A 17,776-nucleotide genomic window follows, 5' to 3' on the forward strand; every position below is an offset into this window, starting at 1 on the left:
AAGTGGTCAGGGCGCTTCTGACGGCGCTGGCGACCTTGGAGGATCTCACCCGGGTGGGGCACGATGCGCACATGGCGTTGAACGCCCTGGAAGGCATCGCCGCCGAGCTCGGCGGGATGGACTCCGGTGCGCGCCTGGGGTTCCTCGGGACGCTGGAACGCGTCGCCTCACACGAACCGGCCCGAGCAGCGTGGATCCTGGGGCTCCCGGACGCACTCGGCCTTGCGCCCGTGCCCCGTTCGGGGATGGACGGCGATGCGGGGTGAGGCATCCCGCCCGACCGGTACCCGAGTCGGACCCGGAGACACGGGCACGGGCGCCAGACGAGGCGCCGACGCCGACACCCGAGCGGGGTCACCGAAGCGTCACGCCCGGCGCGCGGCGACCAGTGCGACGATGATCTGGCTGGCCGGGTCCATGACGCCATTGTGGTCTCGCGGCGTCGACCGCTCCACACCGCCCGGTTCTCACCGGCCGGCAACACTCCGGAACAGGACCCACGCGATGCCATGGACTCCGGGCGCAGCACTAGCCGAGCGGTTCGGCGAGCAGATCGTCGATCACATTGCAGCGGATCTCGGGGAAGGACTCCGCGATCGCCTCACGCATGGATGAGAGGGCTTCTGGATCGACGCCCTGGCACCGCTCGCGGGCTGAGGCATCCGGCCAGCGTGCGTACGCGACCCAGGTGCCGTCATCGGCTTGGTGCAGGCGCGATCCGTAGCTGCCGCAGCGGTTGTGGATCTCCTCTGTCATCCGGTGCCAACTCGACGCGAATTGCTGCTCCTTGCCTTGATGCAGCCGCCACCGGTAGATGACCGCGAACATGACGCGACCTCGTCTCTGATCCGCCCAGTGATCATTCTTGATCGGACCAGAACCGTACCGCGCGCCTCGGCGTGAATCTCCGGCGGATGGCCCGCCCCCGCGGGGATGACCAAGATCGGCGGGGCGGCATGGGCCGGAGCTACCGTGCCACGAGAGATCACGGCCCCTCACGCCCGCCCGCGGATCGGATCGGGGCGGCTTGCGGACCTGGGGGATTCAAACTCCTGCCCCCCTCAACGTAGCTTCGTGGGTGAGCACCTGCGGTGGACCCAACGTGCCACCTCTGACCAGGGGGAAGCTCGTCGTCTGGCGTCGTCTGGCGTCGTCTGTCGTCGTTGGCTGCCCTCGGACGGCCCGCAGACGGCCCGAGCAACTTCCGCAGGAGCGGAAGCAGCTCACCTGACATCGTTCGACGCGCGAGTACACGGGGCGAGATCATGAACAGGTGTCATCTTCTGGATCAGCAGCCCTTCAGCACTGTGCCACTCTCTGGGGCATCGGGGAGATCGGCCCCTACGACGTGGTAAGTGCTGCTTGTGACGCCCTCGTGGCCGGTCTCGACGGCCCCGCATTGCGGCGCCTGGCTGCGTGCACTCGGGCAGAGGCCGGTTACGACGTTCCCGAGCTGCTGCCTCCGGCACTGGAGGAGCTCGGGAAGACTGGAGCGTGGGCACGGCCGGACGCGGGCCGCGCGCCCGGCGGAGCGTGAGCGACGCCGGGTGCCTTGACGAGGTGGAGAAATCGGTAACAAGTGCTGCAAGACTGCGGTCTGGTCTGCTCTTTGTCGCCTCACTGGCAAGATTGCGATCTGTGGCTGGAGTGCGAGAAGGGTATGGCGATGGCAGCGCTTGCGGAGACCGAGGCCTTGTTGGGCGAGCCACGGTTCAACTGGTCGGATCCGGCGCCGTGGATGGACTTGGAGCAGGAGTTCGGTATCGAGTTTCCTGCGGACTTCCGTGAGATCGTCGATGCCTACGGTTCAATCGAGATCAACGGGCAGTTGTATCTGAACCATCCCGCCGGTCATCTTCTGCACAGTCTGGGCGAACAGATCAGGGGGGATCTTGAGTTCTGGCGTGAGGAGGACATGGCGGAGTTTCTGCCCAGTCCGGTGGGCGCGAACCCTGGTGAGTTGATGCCGGTGGCGACGGCCACGACGGGCGAGGCGGTTTTCCTTCGCGTTCCCGACGACCCGTCGTCGGCCTGGCGGGTGGTGGTCCAGGAGTTTGACAGCCCGGCGTGGACTCTCTACGTGATGACGTTCGGTGAGTGGTTGGTGGCTTACCTCAGGGGTGAGGACGTGACGGTGTGTTCTCGCAACCGTGCGCCTGACCGCCCGTTCTACGAATTCCTGCCCTGAGAATGGCACGGTCCCGCTGGCGGGTCGCGGAGCAACGGGCCCGCTCCGCGACCTCGAGGTCGTGAGACCGGGTAGCGCCGCAAGCCCGAGCACGCAGAAGTCCGGCGACGCTCACTAGGTTTGCTGTCTCGTGAGGTTGGTTCCGCGAGTGGCGACGGCCTTCGTGTAGAAGTCCACCCACGGTCATCGGCGGCCGGAGTGCACGCCCTCGCTCGACAAAGAGGACCCGGTCAGCAAGGAGATCTACCTTCTTCATCGGCCCGGTCGACAAGATCGGCGACGGACCGGCGGGAGGGCAATCCCTCACGGTTCGGCCGCGTCTGCTTGGGTGATCGTCACGTCGCGGGGTATCGGTCGAAGAAACTTCGAGGAGGGCTGTCGAATCCGGGCCGGCCGTTCGACATAAGTGTGTCAGGCAACAACAAGCACCTGGAAGGACAGCCGTCATGGCTCAGTACGCGATCCTCATCTACGCGAAGGCGCATGTCGACGAGGCCGAGGTCGTTCCCGGGGCGCGGGAGGCCCATGACCGCCACTTCGAGGACATGGTGGAGTCCGGCGCCCTGGTAGCGGCATTCGCGCTGCAGCCCGCCACCGACACAGCGACCTCCATCCGCGACGACGTGGTGACGGACGGCCCGTTCGTCGATGCCAAGGAGGTCATCGCCGGCTTCGCCATCATCGAGGCGCCCGACCTGGACGCCGCTCTGAAGATCGCTCGGGCCAATCCCGCCACTCAGCAGGGCGGCGGTGTCGAGGTGCGGCCCGTCGAAGGGGGCTTCATCGCGCATCGGCCCGCCGCGGCATGACGTCCCCGTCAGACGTCGAAACGGCGGTCTCGGACGCGCACCGTCGCGGGTGGGCCCTGGTGCTCGCCGCGACGGCGCGCGTCGCGCGCGACCTGGACCTGGCCGAGGAGTGCGTGCAGGAGGCGTATGCCGCGGCCCTGGCGAGCTGGGCCCGCGACGGGATCCCGGACATCCCGGAGGCGTGGCTCACTACCGCAGCCAAGCGCCGCGCGATGGACACGGTGCGGCGCGAGCAGACGTTCCGCTCGAAACTCCCGCTGCTGGTAGAGCCCGAGGAGACCGAGGACGAGGTGGCCATCGACGAACCGGCCTCCGCCGAGCCGGAGGACGTGGTACCGGACGAGCGACTGCGACTGATCTTCATGTGCTGCCACCCGGCGTTGGCGCAAGAGGCGCAGCTGGCACTCACGTTGCGGCTGGTGTGCGGGGTGACGACCGCCGATATCGCCAGGGCGCTTCTGGTATCGGAGTCGACGATGGCCGCCCGGATGACCCGGGCGAAGAAGAAGATCTCGGCTGCGCGGATCCCCTTTCGGCTGCCGGGAGCGGCTGAGCTGCCGGATCGACTGCGCGCGGTGCTCGGTGTGATCCATCTGCTGTTCACCGCCGGGCACACCGCGCCGTCTGGCGCATCGCTGGTGCGTAATGACCTGGTGGACCAGTCGCTTCGGCTGGCCCGGATGCTGCGGGAGCTCATGCCCGACGAGCGAGAGGTGCGTGGGCTGCTCGCCTTGCTGCTGGTCACCGACGCCCGGCGCGCCACCCGGGTCGACGCCGACGGTCGCCTGCTGCGACTGGAGGACCAGGACCGATCCCTCTGGGACCGCGGGGCGATGACCGAGGCGCACGACCTGATCGTGGACGGGCTGCGCGGCGGTCGGCCGGGCCGCTATGTCCTGCAGGCGGCGATCGCCTCGCTCTACGCCGAGGCGCCGTCCTACGACCAGACGGACTGGCCACAGATCGTGATGCTGTTCGACGAGTTGCTGTCGGTGTGGCCCTCACCGGTGGTGGCGTTGAACCGCACGGTGGCGGTGTCGATGGTCTCCGGTCCGGCACAGGCGCTGGAAGTGGTCGCGCAGCTGGAGAAGGACGGCCGACTCGCGAGATACCAGTACCTACCGGCGATCAAGGCGGACCTGCTGCATCGCCTCGGCCGCTCGGAGGAGGCTTCGATCGCCTACCGCCGAGCACTGGAGTTGACCGGGAACGACGCAGAGCGCGAGTTTCTGGCCGAACGCCTCGCCGGTCTGCATCGGGCATAGGCACCGGGCTCTCGGTGGCCAGTCCTCGTCCGAGACTGCCTCGGGATCCGGCTTCGGCAGGTCGGCCGCCCCGGCTTGGTACTCCTTCGAGCTCAGGGCGACCGTGACGGCCGCGGCGACCAGGACTCCGGCGGCCAGTGGCCGTCCGAGGCTCAGATCGGAGCGCCTGGCTGACCTGCGTAGACCTCGGTGCTGCCAGGGCTGCGGTTCATCAGGGAAGCTCCGTAGCCTTCTGGATCACCGTAGGGGGACACATGGCACGACCAAGCGGCGGGGCCGAGGGCCGGGCACCGCAACGCACCACTGACCCCGGAGGGGCGACTACGCCGCTGCCTCCGCATCGACGCCGGTCGGCCCATCGCCCATGTGGCTGCCTTAGCGGGCATCTCCCGGCGCTGTCTCGCGAAGTGGTACGCACGCTGGCGGGACCACGGAGAGGACGGCCTCCTCGACCACTCCTCGCGCCCATTCACGAGTCCTGCCCGCACCGGGCAGGACGTCGCGGACCTGGTGGAGGCGTTGCGGCGGCAGACCAAGCACGGGCCCGCCCGACTCGCTGCCGACCTGAAGCGGCTGTACGGCGTCACCATGGCGCCCGCCGCCGTGCACCACATCCGCGTCCGGCGAGGACTCAACCGGCTGCGCGACCTCGACCCGCCGACCGGCGAGCAACTGCGCGAGGTCATCCGCTACGAGCACGAGCGCCCCGGCGACCTGGTCCACGTCGACATCAAGAAACTCGGACGCATCCCCGCCGGCGGTGGCCGGCGCATGCACGGAGTGGGCACCGAGGCCGCACGGGCCTCCAAGCGCACCGGTCCGGGCACCGGGAAGGTCGGCTACACCTACCTTCACTCCGCGCTCGACGACCATTCCCGACTTGCCTACACCGAGGCCCTGGAGGATGAGAAGGCCGTGACCACGGTCGCCTTCTGGCACCGGGCCGTGACGTTCTTCGCTGCCCACGACATCACGGTGATCCACCGCGTGCTCACCGATAACGGCTCCTGCCACCGCTCCAGGAGCTGGACTGCCGCGCTCGCCGCGACGGGCACGAAGCACAAGCGGACCCGGCCCTACACGCCGCGGACGAATGGGAAGGTCGAACGCCACAACGGCACGCTGACCCGCGAGTGGGCCTGTATCCGGGACCACACCTCCGAGCATGAACGGCGCGTCGCTCTCGCCGACTTCCTCAACTACTACAACCACGAGCGGCCGCACGCCGCCCTGGGCGGGAAACCGCCCATCAGCCGGACTTCCGGCAGCGACTACCGCGTCACCTTCGACCAGCCGCCGGAACCGCTCGGTACCTTCCCGCAGCAGCTGACGTTCGAGGACGCCGTGGAACCAACCTCCTGAGACACCGCAACTAGGCCATGGGAGACGGGCCCACACCGAGCAACTCGACAACCCAGAAGGTACCGTCCGTGAGTGAGAGGCTACGGATGTTGGCGCTGCCGACCCCACCGTGCGGCAGGCGTACCTCCAGCGGCCCTGGCTTCACCGCCCATTCCGGGCCGATGCCCGGTGCTTCGCTGCGGGTGACCTCAGCGGTCCCCTCCCAGCCCATGCGGGACTCGCCGCTCTCGGTGCCGGCGTGCTCGCTGAGGTGGACCTCGGCGAAGTCGATGCCGCCAATCCTGGCGGGTCCGTCGTAACGGCTCAGGCTGAGGGAAGTCTCGGACACATCTCCAGTATCACGGTTGCCGCACTTCCGCGGCGCTGCACGGCGTCAAGGAGGAGGAGATCCGGGTATGCGGTTCGACGGCTCTGCGGACTTGAGCCGCGTATGCGCCGAACGGCTCGGCGAGAAGGCAGGCCGACAGTTCGCCGCCATGGCCCGCCGCGGCTTTCAGTTGGTCCGGCCGATGGGCAAGGTGCGGGCCACCGGGCAATGCCGCCTTGGCGGGACCGCGCTTCTCGAACCGGGTACCACCTGGCCCGAACAGAGCGGGGTCCCGCTGTCCCTGCTCGCCGTGCTGGACACCGATGCCCTTGCCGCATGGCTGGGCGACGAACTGCCCGTACGGCCCGGCCTGCTCAACTTCTTCCACCTCGACCCGGACGTGCCGTACGAGGAGTACCGGGAACTGGACGCGTTCGGACCCGGGGCATCCCGTGTGATTCCCGCCGATCCGGCACGCGCGGTCGAAACGCAGGCACCTCTACCGGCGAGAAGCCATCCAGCCGTCCCTGTGCACGCGGCTGAGCTCACCATGCTTCCGGACTGCTGGGATGTCGAGGACGACGACGTCGAGTTCGACAAGGAACAGCACTGGGGGGCGGCATCGCTCATCCTCGGCGAGATGGGCGATCTCGACGGGAACACCGCCGGCAGTCACTGTGCCTTCGGCTGGCCGGACACTTCACACGCGCTCAAGGTGACCTCCCGCGAGGACGGCGGCCCCGCAGTCCATCTGCTGCAACTGGCGGAGGACGCGGACCTCGGATGGGGCTGGGGAGACGCCGGAACCTTGTACTTCACGATCCCGGTCAGGGCATTCGCGATCGGGGACTTCCGCCAGGCCGTAGCGAAGATCCACTGCTGTTGAGCCGGGCGCCGCCTGGCGCTCGCCGCGCGCAATCCAGTCAGTCCGCAGGCGCAGCGACGGGTCGGTTCCGACTCCTGGGGGTCTTCTCTCCTGGGACGGCTCATCGGCATCGCCGACCGCCCGCCGACCCGCGGTCGGTTCCGGCGCGGCTCGGCGGACTCACACCCCTACCGCCTCCGGGCCTACGCGCCCCGCAGGCCGAGGTTGGCGCCGCTGCGTAGGTCTGGGAAGCCCTGAGCGATGAGGGCGGCGGGCTCAAGGCAGGCGCGGCGGGTCGATGCCGCTGTCGGGTTGTCCGCACAGTCGAGCCGCCGGTACGTGGCGACGGCGGTCCGGAGCTTCGTGGCGACGGAACGCAGCGCCGCGAAGCCCTCGTGCTGCTCGATCTGCTCCAGAGCAAACGCCGCGTCAGCTCCCGTAGCCTCCGCCGCGGAGCCGCACTCGGCGGTGAACATCTTCGCCGACGACGTGGAACAGGGCGATCCGGTGCCGGAACCGAACCGCGTCTCGTGGGAAGCGAGGTGTTCCTCCAAGACCGTCTTGACGTGATCGGCGGTTGCCGCCTTGGACGACCGGGGAGCCTCCGCCTGGCCGGCGGACCTGGCCGGTGAGGCGGCTCGCTCAGGTCTCGGCTCAGCGGGGGAATCGCTACAGCCCGCCAGCAGCGCCAGAGCCGCCGTACCAACGCAGGCCATCCACATCAGCCGCCGCTTCACCGGATCCCGCCCCTCACCTCGTGTGCCGGAGCGTGATCGTATCCCGGCCCTGACCATGTGCAGTCACGATTTGCCGATCATGAAGTGCGGGCGGCGCGCCGGCCGGGGCAGGAGATCGGGCCGGCCCCTTACTGCCCACATGGGCCCGGTGTGGGCCCCGATCCTCAGGTCGCGGAGAACCTTGCCTCACCGGGTTCGGGGCACGTCACCAGCCGAGCTGCGGCTCGTCCAGGACCGCGCCGCCGATGTGGGCGGCGAGCTCTCGGGCTCGCGGCAGGTCGCCGAACTTGTCCACGTGCACGAAGACGGTGTGGTGCTCGGTCCACCGGCCCAACTGGGCGTGCTCGCCGTGGAACACGACCTGGACCCCGTCGTATTTCGCCCATCCGTACAGGCCGGCCCCCGGGTCGTCCGGCCACTTGCCGTGCCAGTCGATGGCGGCCGTGCCTTGGCCGAGAGCCGCCACGAAGCGTTCCTCCACGCTCCCCCGCGGAACGTCCAGGGTGACGCCCAGCGGCAGGTGCGGCTCCAGCGCGGTGTCGTCCGCCGTCGTGACGTCGAGGTCGAACGAGGTCGCGCCGGCCGGACCGCGATGCAAGCCGTCGTACTCGAGAATCGCCTCGGGCAAGGCGGCGGCCATCCGCCGCACGTCCGCGACCGTCCGTAGCTCGGCGTAGAGTCCGACCTCGTCATCGTGCTGCGCCAGCAGCACACACAGGCGCTTGGCCTGCGTGTACGCCACGGTCGCGTCGTTGGTCCGGAGGACGGGATACGCCTTGGAGTTGCCCATGGACCGAACCGTCACACGGAGCCGCGGGCCTGCGCCAGCGTATTTCGGCGGCTCCGGTTCGACGGCGGCATCGTCGTCACGCCGACGTGGCACCGGGAGGGGGTGCCACGGCCCGGACGTGGGATCCTGGGGCGCGGCCCCTGGCGTGCGCCCGCATCGCGGTTCGCAGAGCCGCGAGTTCGGTTCGGGGAAACGGGCGCCCCCATTGAGCCGCGTAGGCCTCCTCCCCCCACTCGTGGGCGACCTGGTCGAATGCGCGCACCGCCGACCGCGCCAGTGCCGTGATCGTGTGGCGACCCGACCAGAGAACGGTCCCTGAGCCGTCCGGCGCCCGGGTGTCGTCGGCCACGACGAGGCGTATGCCGACCTCGGATCCGTCCCGACGGAAGTACCACCGGTGGACCTGGGGCTCCCCCTCCAGCTCGGCACGGGTCTCCGGGTCACCCAGCACCAGCCGGGCGACCGCGTACAGGAACCGCTCGGGCCCGTCGGTGACGTACGAGGCGAGCACCTCCGCCTCGCCGTGGTCGTCGGCCACCTTCACCAAGGCCCAGCCACGACCCGGCAACGTCCACGTGATCGCGAGCGACCTCATCTCACCCCCCCTGTGAAGATGCACCTTACGTCCACGCTGACGGATCGGCGCCGGCCGGAGTCGCCCGGGCCCCGCCGTCGGCGGACGCGTCAGCGGCGTCCGCGCCGGCGCGCGCCGCGGATGAGCCGCTGTGCCACGAGGTGCCCCGAGCCGCCGCCGAGGCCGGGACCGGGGTGGGTGGAGGAGCCGATGTGCCACAGCCCCGGCACGGGCGTGGCGTGCCGGGGCGCGCCGGGCAGGGGGCGCCACAGCAGGTTCTGGTCGAGTTCGGTCGAGCCGCCGTAGGGGTCGCCCGCCACCGCGTTGGGGTTGTACGAGGCCAGGTCGGACGGTGTGACGGCGTCCCACGCGAGAACCTTCCCGGGCAGGTCGGGTGCGTGCCGGGCGATCCGGGCCAGGACGCGGTTCACGTAGCCCTCGGTCAGGGCCTTCGTCCAGCCCCCGCCGACGTCCAGTTCACCCGCCGCGTCGCCGGCCGGCCGATACGGCAGTTCCTGCAGCTGGATCCAGAGGGCGGCGGCCCCGTCCGGTACCCGGGACGGGTCGAGGACGTACTGCTGGCCGACGACGACGGTGGGCCTGCGCGGCAGCAGACCCGCCTCGGCCTCCGCGCACGCGATCCCGGTGCTGGCCGATCCGTCGCTGAGGTGGAACAGCGGAACGCGGGCCAGGCGGTCGTCGTGCCAGCCGGGCGGGGCCGACAGGGCGACGTGGAGCTGCATCGCGGCCCGGCCGTACCGGTAGCGCCGGGCCTGGTCGCGGACCGCGGGCGGGACCGGGGCCTCCTGCGGCAGCAGCTCCCCGTACAGCGCGGTCGGGGTGACCGAGGCGAGGACGGCGCGGCGCGCACGGATGGGCTCTCCGCCGCTGACCACGCCCGTGACCCTGCCATCGGTCAGCAGCAGCCGCTCCACCGGCTGCCCGGTGCGGACGTCCACGCCCAGCTCGCCGAGCAGGTCCTCGAAGGCCCGGACGAAGCGCCCGGCACCGCCGGCCACGACGGGCGTGCCGTAACCGTGCAGCGAGGCGGCCAGGACGGGCAGCAGCAGACCTCCCCCGGCCTGGTCCGGGGAGAGCCCCGCGTGCAGCAGCCACGGCACCCACAGCCGGTCCGGCTCGTCGCCGCGGAAGGTGCCGCGGCAGTACGAGCGGCCGCCGGTCACGGTGGCGCGCAGCCAGGCCTCGGTGCCGGTGAACCGCTCCCGGCGCACCAGCTTCGCGATGTGCCGCAGCATCCGCGGCGAGCGGGGTTCCCCGCCGAGCATGCCGCCGATGGCGTCGGCGTTGTCGAGGAACCGCCCCAGCATGGCGAGGTACGCGGTCCTGTCCTCGGCGTGGCCGAACGCCTCGACGGTGGTGGCGGGGTCGCGGTGGACGAGGAGCACGCGGCCGTCGTCGCCGACGGTGCCGGAGACGAAGCCGTCGGTGTTGAGGTACTTCAGGCCGTGGCGGTGCAGGTCTTCGGCGAGGGCGGCGTAGGCATCTCCGGAGACGAAGAGCGGGTGCCAGGAGGAGTAGGTGTCGTGCAGATAGCCGGGCAGGGTCCGTTCCTCGGTGGCGATGAATCCGCCCAGCCGGTCGGCCTGTTCGACCAGGGCCACCGACCAGCCGTCCTTGGCCAGCTCGGTGGCGGCGACCAGGCCGTTCACCCCGGATCCGACGACGACGGCGTCGACCGTGCGTGTCATCAGCACTCCTCGGTTCGTCCCTCGGGGACGCCGCTGCGCGGAGCCCGGCCGGGCCGACGCCCACCGCACCCGTCCTCCAGCGTGCCCGCCGTGCGGACGCGGCGCACGTCGGGCGGGGTCGGGTCGGTCGTCGCCGTCGCGGGCGCGGTGGGACCGGCGGCTCACAACCAGCCGCGACGGGCCGCGGCGAGGCCGGTCTGGAAGCGGGTGGCCGTGCCGAGCTCGGTCATCAGCCGGTGGATGCGGCGCTGCGTGGTGCGGGTGCTCCAGCCCTGGGTACGGGCTATGGCCGCGTCCGTGAGTCCCGAGGCCAGCAGGGTCAGCAGCGTCCTGGTCTCGGCGTCCGGCTGCCGCGGTTCCCCCGGGCCCGCCGGGGCACTCCCGGCGGGCGGCTGCGCGGTGTCGTCCAGGGGGATCGCGCGCTCCCACTGCGCCTCGAAGAGCGACTGGAGCGCCACCAGCATGGGCGAGCGGTGGATCAGGTACGCCGCGGACTGGCCGCCGGGCGCGAGGCTGAACGGGATGATGGCGGCCCGGCTGTCGCTGATCACCAGCTTCAGGGGCAACTCCGGGCGGACCCTGGCCTGTTCGCCGGCGCGGATGCTCGGCACGATGTCGGCCTGGAGCCTGCCGGGCCAGGCCACCGCCTCCCGGTCGTAGATCACGCGGTGGGCCACGCCGGTCCGCTGGCGTTCCAGTTGGGCGTCGAGGTTGCTGCCGGGCCGGTCGACGTACGGGGGACGGTCGAAGGCGCACACCTCGCGGCGGGCCCCGGTCGTCAGCCGGTGCACCGCCTCGCTGATGTCCTCGCGGTCCGTCAGCAGTTCGGCCGCCATGTCGGGGTGGCTGATCCTGGTCGCCTCGCGGTGCGTCTCGTTCAGCCGCTGCACCAGCGCCCGCGCCTCGCCGAGTTGCCGCTCCCGGTCCTGGATCAGCGCGCCGACCGCGACGTCGGGGGCGGCGGCGGAGAACCGCGGCGGCCGCCCGGCGCTGCGTACCGCCAATCCGTCCCTGACCAGGGCGGACAGCAGTCGCCCCGAGGCGGGTGCGGCCATGCCGCACGCTTCGGCGATGTCCGCCGCGGTGCACCGCGGCATGCCCACCAGGGCCCGGTAGACGCGCTCCATGTCGTCGCTGAGCCCCAGTACGTTGAATCCCATGCCTTCTCCGACACCTCCGTGGCACCAAAAGGTCACCTGGCGGAAGTAGGCCACCTTCCCGATCTTGCGGCCCGTCCGCCGTGCTTGACATCTTCCAGCAACGAGCGCGCTGCCCTGCGTCCAGGTGGGCGACAGCGCGCCTCGGAGTGTTCCCCCGCAGCACCTCGCCCCGCTGAGAAGGTGTTCCATGTCGCGTGCCCATCCGCACGGCCGACGGCTCGGTGTCGTCTCCGTCGCGTTCCTGGCCCTGTCCGCCGCGGTCGCGGCACTTCCGGCCGCCGCCGCCCCCGGCCCCGGCGGCTCCGTTCCCTCCCTCACCGCCCGTACGGCACTGGGCGGCGCGTCCGCGGCGCAGGCGCCGCCCGCGCAGCGCGAGGGTGTGGTGCCGGGTCAGGTACTGGTCACCCTCGCTCCGGAGACCACCGTGACCGGCCGGAAGCTGCCGGGCAGCCGGGTCGGTTCTCGGGCGGCGGGAACCAGCAGCGGTGCCGTCAACCGGACACTGGACGCGGCCGGGGCCACCTCGCTGCGGCCGCTCTTCCCTTCACTGTCGGCGTCGGCCGCCGACGCCCTGACCGGAGCGGCCCGTGAGCGCCTCGGCGGTGAGGCGGCCGATCTGTCGCGCACCTTCGTGGTGCGCACCGCGAACCGCGACTCCGCCGCCGTGGCCCGCGAACTCCAGGGCACTCCGGGCGTCGTGCACGCCGAGCCGAACCGGTACGTCAACACCATGAACACCGGGGGCCGGCGACTTCCGCCGGCCGTCCTCGCGTCGGCGAAGAGCGACGCCGCCGACCGGGCGGTCCCGTCGGGCGGTTCCGCCGCGATACCGGGGAACTTCGCGCTGGCCACGTCGGCGCAGGCGTTCCTCAACGCCGGTGGCGTGGACGCGGTGGGCGCCTTCGACATCCTCCAGGGCCGGCACGGGCAGCAGCCGGGCACCGGCCGGACCATCACCAACGTATCCATCGGCGACCTCACCGACCAGGCGATGGCCGACTCCGGTGACGCCTATGTGCGGGGCAACGGCCCGACCACCGTGCTCCAGGACGGTCAGCGCTATCTCGACCTGCCGTCGATGCCGCTGATCCCCGCCTATGTGGCGGCTCCCGACGGGTCACTGAGCGGCTCCGCGTCCACCAAGGACCAGGACCCCGGCCTCGGCGAAGTCCTGCTGGACTTCAGTGTGATGGCGCCCCTGGCCCACGACCGGCAACGGCCCGGACGGACCGGCAGCGGCTACACCGACCTGCTCGGGGTGGCGCCCGGCGCGGGGTACCGGCTCGTCGTACCGCAGCAGCCGACCATGGACCAGATCGCGACCGCGCTGCTCGCGGCGGCCCACCAGTCCCCCAGGCCGGACGTCATCACCGCGAGTCTGGGCTTCGGCACCGACGCCCAGGGCTTCCCGGGCCGCTACCTGGAGGACGACCCGTACGTGCGGTCGGTCGTCGCCTCGATCGTCCGGAAGGACGGCATCGTCGTGGTGATCTCGTCCAACGACGGGACCAGGCTCTACACCCCGGCCGCCGTGGGTCCCGACGGCGGCAGCACGCCGACGGACACGGCACGCGACGACAAGGACGCCACCCGCATCGACGACGTGGCGTACTCCACCACACCGTCGAAGGTGCCCGACAGCGGCGCCGTGGCCGCCGGCGGCACCACCCTGGACGACACGCTGGCCTCCCGGACCGGGGACGCCACCACCGCCGAGACCCGGATCAGCGGCTTCGGCACCTTCTCCTCCGGCTTCGGCACCCGCATCGACCTGGCGGCGCCCAGCGACACCATCGTCGCCTTCACCCACACCGCCGGCGGCGACGCGCAGTCCGTCACCCCGGTCCTCAACGGCGGCACCTCCGCGTCCGCGCCCGAGATCGCGGCGGCCGCCGCCGTGGTGCTGCAGGCGGCGGGCCTGGGCGGGCACGAACTGACGCCAGGTCAGGTACGCGACCTGCTGCGGCGGACCGGCCGGGAGGTGTCCACCCCGGCGCAGATCGACCGCCCGCTCGGCGTCGGCCGGCAGATCGACGTCACCGCGGCCGTCGAGGAGGCCCTCGGGCACCGGGGCGACCGGGACGGGACCACGGCCGTGCGGCTGTCCGTCGCCCACCGGCTCACCACCGCGGGGCTCGGCGGCCAGTTCGTGGAGACGACCGACCAGGACCGCATCGACCTCGGCGACATGGCCTCCGGGGGCAACGGCATGGGCCTGGTCGGGCCGGTCACCTTCGCCGGCGACGTCACCGGCCTCCCGAAGGGGTCCGCTGCCCGGTACACGCTCACCGTGGGCTCGCGGACCTGGCGCTCCGGCACCCCGGCGATCCGGGTGACGCCCGCCGAACTCCTCGACGCCGCGGGCCTCCCGGTGGTCTCCGCCTCCGACCGCCGGATCACCGTCACCTACCGGGTGCTGACCGGCGACCGGACCCGGGCCACCGTGCGGCGCACCCTCGCCGTCGGCCCCAGCGACGGCCGCTACGTCGAGAGCACCGCGCCCAGGGCTCCCGCGGTGGTCACGGCGGGCCACGCGGTCACCGTCTCCTACGACCTGACCGGCGTCGCGCACACCGCCGACCCGCAACTCGTCGTCTCCACCGTCGGCCACTGGAACCCCGTCCTCGCCCCCGTGTTCAGCGCCGCGTGGCACCAGGCGCTGACCGGCACCGCCGGAACCGTCACCATCCCCGCCGAGGCGTTCGCCGCCGGCGGCGGCCTGTACGGCATCGGCATCGCGCAGTCCGGGTTCGGCGGCAATCCCGCCCTCGTCACCTACGGCGAGTTCGCCCCGGTCCGCGTCGACGGCGCGTCCGCCGAGGAGCGCCCGCAGGCGCCTGTGGTGAGCGGTGCCGACGGCGCCCGGGGGCATGCCGCGCAGGTCACGCGTGCCCACTCCGGCTTCACGCTGCGGTACGACGTGCGCGACGTCCCGAAGGCGAGGTACGCGCAGGTGGAGTTCTCGGCACCCGCCCCGACCCTCCACGACTCGTTCAACACGTTCACCAACGCCAACGGCACCGCGCTGGACGACGACGGCGTGAACGCGCCCTCCAGCGCGCACCGCGTCCTGCCCGCCACCAGGGGCACCGTCCGCCTCGACGCCCTGCGGCTGGGCCTGTCCACGTCCGCCGTCTACGGCGTGCGCGTCATGGCCCTCGACCGCGACCACCGGGTGGTCGGCCAGGCGTCCCCCGTCTCGACCCTCGAAGTCGACGACGGCCCCGCCCCGGACGGCAGCACGGTGCTGTCGTTCGCCGCGGCCGGCGACGGATCGGTCGCCGCGCTGCGGACCGTCTCCGGCACGACGGAGGTCCGGCACTACTCCACCAGGACCGGCGTCTACGGTGCCGTCATCGCCTCGGACACCACCGAGGGGTCGGACTACGAGGTCCTCGGCGCGGCGCCCGCCGCGCACCGCACGCTCCTGGTGCACCAGACGGCGCCGGGCGGCGACGTGCAGGTGGAGACCTGGGACACCGCCACCGACACCCTGGTCGGCCGGACGGCACTGCCGGCGGCGGAGTACCGGTTCGTCGTCGGCCGGGTCGACACCGCCCGCGCCCGCGGCGCCCTGCTGCTCCGCGCGGTCGCGGACGGCGGCGACCTCGTACTCCCGGTGAACCTGGCGGACGGCACCGCCGGCGCACCCATCCCCTCCGACCTCCCCGGGGTGCCCAAGGGGACCTACAGCCTCCTGGACATCGACTCCTCGACCGGCGACGTCTACCTGGCGAAGGGCGCCCCCATCGGCCTGTGTCTGGGCGGCGTGCAGATCCCCCGCGTGAATCCGGGGACGCGGACCGTGACGGCCGTGGGAACCATGTCCGGCTGCAGCAACGGCTTCGCGTCCGACGGCGCCGGCACCCTGTACAACCTGTCGGCCACGGCGATCAGCACGAAGATCGTCCCCACCAGCGTCCTCGGGTCCCTCGACGTGGCGACCGGCGAGCCGGGAGACTCGCCCGCCGTGCGGCGCGGCCCGTCCGAGGCGATGGCGGTCGACGGCCGGAACCGGGTGGCGGTGGCCGCGTTCGCGGCGCCGGAGGGCACGAGCTACTCGGGCTCCGGAACCGCCTTCGTCGCGGACAACAACGCCACCGGCCGGATGCTCGTCGTCGACCTCGCGACCGGCGGCGTGCTGCGGACGCTCGGCGGATTCGCGTCCGGCGCGCACGGGGGCCCACTGGTCCACGGGGGTCTGATGAACTCCGTCCAACTGGATCCGGCCACCCGCACCGGCTGGACCTACGGCCCCTACGACGGGCAGATCCACCGGTTCTCCTACTGAGTGCCGGTCCGGGGGCGGGAGGCGCTGTACGCCTCCCGCCCCCGGACCCTTCGCGGCCGCTCTCAGGCCGGTGCGGGCAGCGGTCCCGCGGTGCCGCGGGCGGATCCGGGACCGGGCACGGTGCGCGCGATGCCGTGCTTCCGGGCCATGCGCAGCACTATCCAGGCGTACATCGACAGGGCCACCGCCCCGGCCGCGGCCAGGGTCCAGGTGTCCGTCACACCGGTGCCGAACAGCTCCTCGAGCCTGCCCTTGGACCCCCGACGGCCGGGGTCCGCACGCCCGGCGGACTCCGGACCGGCTCCGCCCGGCCAGGGCGTCCCGCTTGCGTCTCCCGGCAGCCCGGTGATCTACTTGCTTGCCACAACAATTACCTTGCGGGCGCCAGTTGCCCCTCGGTGGCGCCCGACTCGGTGCCGACGGCCCGACGGGCACGGGGACGTGTCCCGTCAACCCGCCGCGCATCGCGCGCGATTCCGGCGTGCCGCGACCTCGTCGGCCCGCCGCGCGCGGACGACCGCATGAGCGACGCGCGGCCGGGCGCCGCCGGGGTGGCGGCCCGCCAGGGATGCGAGCCAGAACGACCAGAACGAACGGACACAAATGAAGAGAACACAGGTCCGGCCCCGCGCCCGCCGCGGGGCCGCACTGGGTGCCGCCGCGCTCACCGGCATGGTGGCGCTGATGGGTCTCGGAGCGGGGCAGGCCGGCGCGTCTCCGGCAGGCCACGCGGAACGTGACTACGTCGCCCTCGGGGACTCCTACGCATCCGGTCCGCTGATCCCCGATCAGGTGGACGCCCATTGCCTCCGCTCGAGCCACAACTACCCCTCCCTCGTCGCGGCGCGCGAACAGGTCCGGCTCACCGACGTCAGCTGCTCCGGAGCGACGACGGCGGAGCTGACCGCCCCGCAGGGCAGCGCCCCGGCCCAGTTCGACGCCCTCGACCGCGGGACGGACCTGGTCACCCTGAGCATCGGCGGCAACGACATCGGCTTCAGCAAGGTCATCGCCACCTGCGCCGGCGTGACGGCCTCCGACCCCACGGGCGCGCCCTGCCGGGCCCACTTCACGGGCGACGGCCGCGACCAGCTCGCGGAGCGCATCCAGGAGACGGCGCCCAAGGTGGCCACCGCGATCCGCGAGATCCACCGTCGGGCCCCGCACGCCCGCGTCGCGGTGGTCGGATACCCGGACCTCTTCCCGGACGACGGGGCGGGCTGCACCAGCGCCTCGGTGCCTTTCGCGGCCGGCGACTTCGCCTACCTGCGCGACACGGAGAAGGCGCTCAACACCATGCTCGCCGTACAGGCCCGCAAGGCGGGTGCGCGGTACGTCGACACCTACACCCCGACCATCGGGCACGACATGTGCCGGCCCACCGGTGAGCGCTGGATCGAATCCCTCGCCCCGGCGACCCCGGCGGCGCCCGCCCACCCCAACGCCCAGGGCGAGGAGGCCATGGCCGCCGCCGTGGACCGCGTCGTCTCCCGTCATCACCGGTCGGCCCACGGCCACCACTGAGGTGCGGCGAGCCCCTTCGGAGACCACCGGAGGGGCTCGCCCCGTCCCGCCGCCGCCCCGGGCCACCCGGGTGCGGTTCGGCAGCCCCGTCATGCGCGAGCCGCGGGGGGGCCGGGGGGGGGCCCCCCCCGGGGCGGGGGAGTGCCCGCCAAAGGGGGAGGGCGGGGCCCGGGCCTCGCACCCCCGCCAGAGTTT

General features: G+C 72.0%; 15 protein-coding genes and 1 pseudogene. 8 read left to right on the forward strand and 8 right to left on the reverse strand.

Features of this window, described 5'->3' with window-relative positions:
* Positions 1-2 precede the first annotated feature (2 nt).
* Complete coding sequence (locus AB0F62_RS05510) at positions 3-266, forward strand: hypothetical protein (protein ID WP_361792451.1); 264 nt, start codon at positions 3-5, stop codon at positions 264-266.
* A 262-nt stretch (positions 267-528) separates the two neighbouring features.
* Here the strand turns inward: AB0F62_RS05510 and AB0F62_RS05515 are convergent, their stop codons facing one another.
* Complete coding sequence (locus AB0F62_RS05515) at positions 529-828, reverse strand: antibiotic biosynthesis monooxygenase (protein WP_361792453.1); 300 nt, start codon at positions 826-828, stop codon at positions 529-531.
* A gap of 838 nt (positions 829-1,666) precedes the next feature.
* Between AB0F62_RS05515 and AB0F62_RS05520 the strand changes: the two genes are divergently transcribed.
* The 4 genes and pseudogenes from AB0F62_RS05520 to AB0F62_RS05535 all read left to right on the forward strand — a co-directional run.
* The gene (locus AB0F62_RS05520) at positions 1,667-2,188 is read left to right on the forward strand and encodes an SMI1/KNR4 family protein (RefSeq protein WP_361792455.1); all 522 of its coding nucleotides are present in this window, start codon (positions 1,667-1,669) and stop codon (positions 2,186-2,188) included.
* A gap of 446 nt (positions 2,189-2,634) precedes the next feature.
* Positions 2,635-2,997 carry a YciI family protein gene (locus AB0F62_RS05525; protein ID WP_361792457.1) on the forward strand — a complete coding sequence of 121 codons (363 nt, stop codon included), beginning with the start codon at positions 2,635-2,637 and terminating at the stop codon, positions 2,995-2,997.
* Positions 2,994-4,262, forward strand: a complete 1,269-nt coding sequence (locus AB0F62_RS05530; RefSeq protein WP_361792459.1) for a sigma-70 family RNA polymerase sigma factor — start codon at positions 2,994-2,996, stop codon at positions 4,260-4,262. Before AB0F62_RS05525 ends, AB0F62_RS05530 begins: the two co-directional genes overlap by 4 nt.
* 288 nt (positions 4,263-4,550) lie before the next feature.
* Positions 4,551-5,522 (forward strand): annotated as a pseudogene (locus AB0F62_RS05535) (IS481 family transposase); the annotation flags it as partial.
* Positions 5,523-5,634: 112 nt separating this feature from the next.
* Here AB0F62_RS05535 and AB0F62_RS05540 read toward each other — a convergent pair.
* A complete protein-coding gene (locus AB0F62_RS05540; protein WP_361792461.1) occupies positions 5,635-5,952 on the reverse strand; it encodes a hypothetical protein in 318 nt (105 codons plus the stop codon).
* 67 nt (positions 5,953-6,019) lie between these two features.
* On the opposite strand from AB0F62_RS05540, the gene AB0F62_RS05545 reads away from it, so the two are divergent.
* The gene (locus AB0F62_RS05545; protein ID WP_361792463.1) at positions 6,020-6,817 is read left to right on the forward strand and encodes a DUF1963 domain-containing protein; all 798 of its coding nucleotides are present in this window, start codon (positions 6,020-6,022) and stop codon (positions 6,815-6,817) included.
* 182 nt (positions 6,818-6,999) lie between these two features.
* Here AB0F62_RS05545 and AB0F62_RS05550 read toward each other — a convergent pair whose 3' ends face one another.
* The 5 genes from AB0F62_RS05550 to AB0F62_RS05570 all read right to left on the reverse strand — a co-directional run bounded on the left by AB0F62_RS05550 (position 7,000) and on the right by AB0F62_RS05570 (position 11,766).
* Positions 7,000-7,350 (reverse strand): hypothetical protein, encoded by a 351-nt coding sequence (locus AB0F62_RS05550; protein WP_361792465.1) that lies wholly within the window; start codon positions 7,348-7,350, stop codon positions 7,000-7,002.
* Positions 7,351-7,738: 388 nt separating this feature from the next.
* Positions 7,739-8,323, reverse strand: coding sequence for a hypothetical protein (locus tag AB0F62_RS05555; protein ID WP_361792467.1), 585 nt, complete (start codon positions 8,321-8,323; stop codon positions 7,739-7,741).
* Positions 8,324-8,399: 76 nt separating this feature from the next.
* A complete protein-coding gene (locus AB0F62_RS05560; RefSeq protein WP_361792469.1) occupies positions 8,400-8,918 on the reverse strand; it encodes a hypothetical protein in 519 nt (172 codons plus the stop codon).
* Between the two features lie 89 nt (positions 8,919-9,007).
* Positions 9,008-10,606 carry an NAD(P)/FAD-dependent oxidoreductase gene (locus tag AB0F62_RS05565; protein WP_361792471.1) on the reverse strand — a complete coding sequence of 533 codons (1,599 nt, stop codon included), beginning with the start codon at positions 10,604-10,606 and terminating at the stop codon, positions 9,008-9,010.
* A 161-nt stretch (positions 10,607-10,767) separates the two neighbouring features.
* The gene (locus AB0F62_RS05570; protein ID WP_361792473.1) at positions 10,768-11,766 is read right to left on the reverse strand and encodes a helix-turn-helix domain-containing protein; all 999 of its coding nucleotides are present in this window, start codon (positions 11,764-11,766) and stop codon (positions 10,768-10,770) included.
* 187 nt (positions 11,767-11,953) lie between these two features.
* Between AB0F62_RS05570 and AB0F62_RS05575 the strand changes: the two genes are divergently transcribed.
* Positions 11,954-16,057: a S8 family serine peptidase gene (locus tag AB0F62_RS05575; RefSeq protein WP_361792475.1), complete on the forward strand. Its 4,104-nt coding sequence runs from the start codon at positions 11,954-11,956 to the stop codon at positions 16,055-16,057.
* Between the two features lie 62 nt (positions 16,058-16,119).
* Here AB0F62_RS05575 and AB0F62_RS05580 read toward each other — a convergent pair whose 3' ends face one another.
* Positions 16,120-16,278 carry a hypothetical protein gene (locus AB0F62_RS05580; RefSeq protein ID WP_361792477.1) on the reverse strand — a complete coding sequence of 53 codons (159 nt, stop codon included), beginning with the start codon at positions 16,276-16,278 and terminating at the stop codon, positions 16,120-16,122.
* Between the two features lie 463 nt (positions 16,279-16,741).
* Between AB0F62_RS05580 and AB0F62_RS05585 the strand changes: the two genes are divergently transcribed.
* Positions 16,742-17,581, forward strand: a complete 840-nt coding sequence (locus AB0F62_RS05585; protein WP_361792501.1) for an SGNH/GDSL hydrolase family protein — start codon at positions 16,742-16,744, stop codon at positions 17,579-17,581.
* The last annotated feature ends 195 nt before the right edge of the window (positions 17,582-17,776 follow it).

The sequence above is a fragment of the Streptomyces sp. NPDC026673 genome (assembly GCF_040638135.1).
Classification (GTDB): Bacteria; Actinomycetota; Actinomycetes; order Streptomycetales; family Streptomycetaceae; genus Actinacidiphila.